6 protein-coding genes and 3 pseudogenes are annotated in these 5,649 nt (G+C 31.3%); 5 read left to right on the forward strand and 4 right to left on the reverse strand.

Going from position 1 to position 5,649, the window contains the following annotated elements; all coding sequences use genetic code 11:
* The 5 genes and pseudogenes from AC2D8K_RS12185 to AC2D8K_RS12205 form a co-directional block, all read left to right on the forward strand.
* Positions 1-122, forward strand: a pseudogene (locus tag AC2D8K_RS12185) (acetolactate decarboxylase); the annotation flags it as partial.
* 34 nt (positions 123-156) lie between these two features.
* The gene (locus tag AC2D8K_RS12190; RefSeq protein ID WP_484698790.1) at positions 157-1,761 is read left to right on the forward strand and encodes an L-lactate permease; all 1,605 of its coding nucleotides are present in this window, start codon (positions 157-159) and stop codon (positions 1,759-1,761) included.
* Positions 1,762-1,893: 132 nt separating this feature from the next.
* The gene (gene lqo / locus AC2D8K_RS12195) at positions 1,894-3,393 is read left to right on the forward strand and encodes an L-lactate dehydrogenase (quinone) (RefSeq protein ID WP_002451369.1); all 1,500 of its coding nucleotides are present in this window, start codon (positions 1,894-1,896) and stop codon (positions 3,391-3,393) included.
* A 24-nt stretch (positions 3,394-3,417) separates the two neighbouring features.
* Positions 3,418-3,528, forward strand: a complete 111-nt coding sequence (locus AC2D8K_RS12200) for an SE2200 family small protein (RefSeq protein ID WP_100066977.1) — start codon at positions 3,418-3,420, stop codon at positions 3,526-3,528.
* A 295-nt stretch (positions 3,529-3,823) separates the two neighbouring features.
* Positions 3,824-3,919, forward strand: a complete 96-nt coding sequence (locus AC2D8K_RS12205; protein ID WP_000889978.1) for a type I toxin-antitoxin system Fst family toxin — start codon at positions 3,824-3,826, stop codon at positions 3,917-3,919.
* Between the two features lie 170 nt (positions 3,920-4,089).
* On the opposite strand, the pseudogene AC2D8K_RS12210 reads toward AC2D8K_RS12205, so the two are convergent.
* The 4 genes and pseudogenes from AC2D8K_RS12210 to AC2D8K_RS12225 form a co-directional block, all read right to left on the reverse strand.
* Positions 4,090-4,299, reverse strand: a pseudogene (locus AC2D8K_RS12210) (ribosomal protection-like ABC-F family protein); the annotation flags it as partial.
* Between the two features lie 79 nt (positions 4,300-4,378).
* Positions 4,379-4,462 (reverse strand): annotated as a pseudogene (locus tag AC2D8K_RS12215) (AAA family ATPase); the annotation flags it as partial.
* Positions 4,463-4,999, reverse strand: coding sequence for a hypothetical protein (locus AC2D8K_RS12220; protein ID WP_002451368.1), 537 nt, complete (start codon positions 4,997-4,999; stop codon positions 4,463-4,465). It abuts the pseudogene before it with no gap.
* Between the two features lie 13 nt (positions 5,000-5,012).
* A complete protein-coding gene (locus tag AC2D8K_RS12225; RefSeq protein WP_001124173.1) occupies positions 5,013-5,594 on the reverse strand; it encodes a TetR/AcrR family transcriptional regulator in 582 nt (193 codons plus the stop codon).
* Between the last annotated feature and the right edge of the window lie 55 nt (positions 5,595-5,649).

Consider the following 5,649-nt stretch of genomic DNA (forward strand, 5'->3'; position numbering starts at 1 on the left):
CTAAGGTTGAAATTCAGAACTTCGAAACATTCGAACAACATTTCCCAATTAATGATGAAATCTTTAATAAGACGGATATTGATTATAAAGATATTGCAGAGGAAATTAGAGAAGCAGAATAGTATCTTAAAAATTAAAAGAGGAGTATAAATTGTTATGTTAGTGCATTCATTTGATCCATTTCATAATTTGTTGTTATCTTCAATTGTTGCTGCTATACCAATCATTCTTTTCTTACTGTGTTTAACAGTATTTAAAATGAAAGGTGTTTATGCTGCATTAACAACTTTGATTATAACAATATTAGTAGCATTATTAGTTTTTAAATTACCTTTGAACATTGCTGGAGGAGCCACATTTGAAGGTTTCTATCAAGGTATTATTCCCATTGGTTTTATAGTTATTATGGCCGTATGGTTGTATAAAATTTCTACCAAAAGTGGTCAATTTGATATTGTTAAAGACAGTATAGCTAGTATTTCACAAGATCAACGTATTCAATTATTACTAATCGGTTTTGTATTTAATGCATTTTTAGAAGGCGCAGCCGGATTTGGTGTACCAATTGCTATATGCGCTGTATTACTTACGCAGCTGGGATTCAAACCCTTAGAGGCAGCTATGTATTGTTTAGTAGGCAATGCTGCTGCTGGGGCTTATGGTGCAGTAGGAATTCCAGTAGCTATTATTGATACGTTAAATTTATCAGGTGATGTTTCTGCTACCGAGGTAGCACTAATTGGTAATTTAACTTTAGGGTTTATTAGCTTTTTTGTGCCTTTCTTATTAATATTTATGATTGATGGATTCAGAGGTATTAAAGAGATATTACCATCTATTTTAGTTGTTTCTGTAACTTATACGTTTTTACAAGTGATTATAACATCATTTGCAGGTCCTGAACTTGCAGATATTATACCTGGATTGGTAGCTATGGTTGCACTAGCATTATTCTCTAGTAAGTTTCAACCTAAAAACATATTTAGATTACAACAAAATGAAGAGCCTAAACGTGTAGCTAAACATTCATTCAAAAAAATTGTTTATGCATGGAGTCCTTTCATCATTTTAACTGTTATTGTACTTATATGGAGTTCATCATTCTTTAAAGGATTATTTGAAAAGAAAGGACTATTACACTCTCTTGTAATTAATTTTAATGTACCTGGTACGATGAATGATGTAACGCACGCACCAAATGTACTCACTTTTAATTTTATTGCACAAACCGGTACAGCTATATTAATTACAGCCATTTTGACTATTATTATTGCAAATAACATGAATTTTAAAATTGCTGGGAAACTATTAGGATTAACAGTGAAAGAACTATGGATTTCTGTATTAACAATATGTTTTATCCTAGCTGTATCTAAAGTAACGACTTATGGCGGATTAAGTAGTGCTATGGGCCAAGGTATTGCTAAAGCTGGATCTATATTTCCATTATTATCACCAGTTTTAGGTTGGATAGGTGTATTTATGACTGGATCAGTTGTAAATAACAATGCATTGTTTGCTCCAATACAATCCTCTGTTGCTGGACAAATTGGTGCTAAAGGGTCCTTACTTGTGGCAGCTAACGTAGCTGGTGGCGTTACGGCTAAAATTGTATCACCTCAATCTATAGCTATTGCTACTGCTGCAGTTAATGAAGTAGGAAATGAATCACAATTAATGAAAATGACAATGCGCTTTAGTATAGGATTATTAGTATTTGTATGCATCTGGACCTTTCTACTTAGCTTATTAATAAGCTAAGTAGAAATAACAATAATATTACAGAATATGTATCTATTCCATAAAAGAATAGTTCTTATTAAAAATAAGTATTTTAATTTCTGTATGTTTTGTATTACACTAATATTTGTACTTAAAAGAAGGGAGTCAATTATGAATACAAAAGAGTCAAAAACAGTTGTTGTTATTGGCGCTGGTGTTTTAAGCACAACTTTTAGTTCTATGCTTAAAGAGTTAGAACCAAGTTGGAATATAAAACTATATGAACGTTTAGATCGTCCTGGTATCGAAAGTTCAAATGAGCGTCATAATGCTGGAACTGGTCATGCTGCTTTATGTGAATTGAACTATACAGTGAAACAACCTGATGGATCAATTGATATAGAAAAAGCAAAAGAAATTAATGAACAGTTTGAGATTTCAAAACAATTTTGGGGTCATTTAGTTAAAAATAATAGTATTTCTAACCCTAAAGAATTTATTCAACCATTACCTCACATTAGTTTTGTTAGAGGTAAAAATAACGTTCAATTCTTAAAGGATCGTTATCATGCTATGAAGGATTTTCCAATGTTCGACAATATTGAATATACAGAAGATATTGAAGAGATGAGAAAATGGGTTCCATTAATGATGGAGGGTCATAGCTCAAGTGATATTATGGCTGCTAGTAAGATTAACGAAGGTACAGACGTTAACTTTGGAGAGCTTACTCGTAAAATGGCTAAAAACATTGAACAACATCCTAATGCCAATGTCCAATATAATCATGAAGTAATAGACTTTAACCATCGAAAAGATGGTAAATGGGAAGTTAAAGTGCGTCAACGTAACAGCGGTGATGTTCAAACTGAACTTGCTGATTATGTATTTATTGGTGCTGGTGGTGGCGCTATTCCACTATTACAAAAAACTGGAATTCCAGAAAGTAAACATTTGGGTGGATTCCCTATTACAGGACAATTTTTAATTTGTACTAACCCAGACATTATAGCCCAACACGATGCCAAAGTTTACGGTAAAGAACCACCTGGCACACCGCCTATGACAGTACCTCACTTGGATACTCGATATATTGATGGTGAACGTACATTATTATTCGGTCCATTCGCTAGTGTGGGTCCTAAGTTCTTAAAAAATGGTTCTAATCTTGATTTATTTAAATCAGTCAAACCATATAATATTACAACATTATTATCTGCTGCTGCTAAAAACCTACCTTTAATCAAATATTCATTTGATCAAATATTAATGACTAAAGAAGGTTGTATGAATCATTTACGTACATTTTATCCAGAAGCACGTGATGAAGATTGGCAGTTATACACTGCAGGCAAACGTGTACAAGTGATTAAAGATACTCCCGAATATGGTAAAGGATTTATTCAGTTTGGTACAGAAGTTGTTAATTCTGAAGATCATTCGGTAATAGCTTTATTAGGAGAGTCTCCAGGAGCATCAACTTCAGTATCTGTAGCTTTAGAAGTACTTGAGAAAAACTTCCCTGAATATGAATCTGAATGGACGCCTAAAATACAAAAAATGATTCCATCTTATGGTAAATCACTCATTAATGATACTGCGTTAATGAAAAAAATCCGTCAACAGACATCAAAAGATTTAGAATTAAATTACTATCAAAACAATAAGTAGACTACAATACAATGCTAAAAAGGAATGTTAAGCGTGAAAAAATTATTAATAGTAACACTTATTAGTACTATTGGTTTTTGTGCACTCAAACGTTACCAAAAACATGTAAACCAAGCACCAAACATAGAATATTAGAGTCAAAATATTTATTTCATAATATTTATAAAAATTATTACGTATATTAGTTTTATAAAGCCAAATTCAATTTTTAGTGATATTAAAAAGAGATCTCATATATGAGATCTCTTTTTTCATTGATAGAGGTTTATAATTCTGTAAGTATAGTACTATAAGAAATCAAGCTGTTTTAAAACACTACGTAAGATGACTTATCGGAAGTTATCTGTAACTCACCCATTACAGATGATATAATATAAAGGTCGCCTATCTCTCAGGCGTCAATTCAGACGCAGAGAGGGGGTGCTAATCTATGCTAGAAATCCTTGTTCACATCACGACCACAGTCATCAGTGGTTGTATTATTGCGTTATTTACGCATTGGTTACGTAATCGCAATAATAAATAGGCGACTATAGCCACACCTAAAAAATCCCCTCACTATTGCCGTAGTGAGGGGATTGGTGCATCTATGCTAGTTTCCTTGTTAATTAAATTATAACATTGATTAATGGAGAAATGCAAAATCTCTGAAGTGTTTTTATTTTTTCTTTCAGCTAATTTTTATTGTTTATTTAATTACTTATAAAATTTTTCTTTAATATAATTATAGTTACCCTCAAATTTCTCTAATGTTTTATTTTTTAACAAGTAAGTTGTATTAAATAGCTTGTTAAGAAAATATCTATCATGTGAAACTGTAATTATAGATCCTTCAAAATCTAATAAAGCATCTTCTATAGTTTCCTTGGCATCTATATCTAAATGGTTTGTAGGCTCGTCTGTCACTTTATTCGATATATGAGAATGATTTTACCTAATAAATGAGAAAAGCAACTCACTATATTAAAATGCGTTGCTTTTTCTATTATCGAATACCTATAACTAAACTATCTCTAGCTGTTTCTACAACTTCTTTACTTATTTTATCTAAACCATTTATATCCATAATTTAATTTCTTTTTGGAGGCCACACAAAATATGAAATACAAATAATTAAGTCTATAATAATAACAATTGTCCAAATATGAATAACACCATCCATAGCTTCTGTACGACTTTTATCATTAATTAAATAAACAATTAAATGTAAAATCCCAGTACCTATAATGTAAGACAGTAAATGTTTCAACCAACTTTTAGCATAGTTTTTAGAGTAAGCTAAACCGTCAAGTTTATAAGGTTTGGAACCTTGCTTCATCACATAATATCTAAATCTATCATCTGCCCAATTTATCATGCTTTTGCCAAAGACAAGAGAAATTGAAATATAAACTGCTGCTATAGCATGTGGCATTTCAGCTGTTGCACCATTCATAAGGTCTACAACCGTTGTTATAAGGAGTATTAAATCTATAATAGGCGTAAGTGCAAGGAAGAATAAACCTAATGTTTGTTGATTTAATATATATCTTGTTACTAAACCAAGTAATATTACAAACCAAAAGGCTATTTCACAAAAAATTATAAGCCATATTATAAAATTCACGAGCCGTCCTCCTTTATTTCGTTAATCTAACTATTTCTTCATCAACAATGATTTGAATATCATCGTTTGAAACACCGTTTGGATTAAGCAATTTATGTAAAGCTAAACCGTCAATTAATGCATGTAATTTCATCGAATTAAGATGAATATTCACATTGTTCTTCAGCAAATGATCGTTTTTTAATAATGTCAAAATACTATTACATAATTGATCTAACCCATCATCAAGTGTACTTTGACCATACTCATGTATGTCATTGCGAAACGCCATCCAAACTTCCATATCAGCTAGTCTCTCTTTATCCAATGGTAGTACTGTTAATAAACTCGCTTTTGCTTTATCTATTGTAGTAAGGTTTTCAGATTTAAATATTGCTTCAATTCTCCTCCTTACTTTTAATTCTACTGTAGACATTACAGCATTTAATAACTCTGAATGATTCGGAAAATAATATCTAATCTGTCCAGGTGTCATATCAGCTAATTTCGCAATTTGTCTTACAGTAGATCCCTTAACTCCTTTTTCTACAATGGAGTCGAAAGCGTATTGAATGATTTGTTTTTTCTTTTCTTTATGATTAATTATTTTTGGCATAGTTATATGTTAACACATTTTAATACAGTTGTGTTAAAAAAAGTGTACAGAAAAC

This window comes from Staphylococcus sp. 510, from assembly GCF_057219715.1.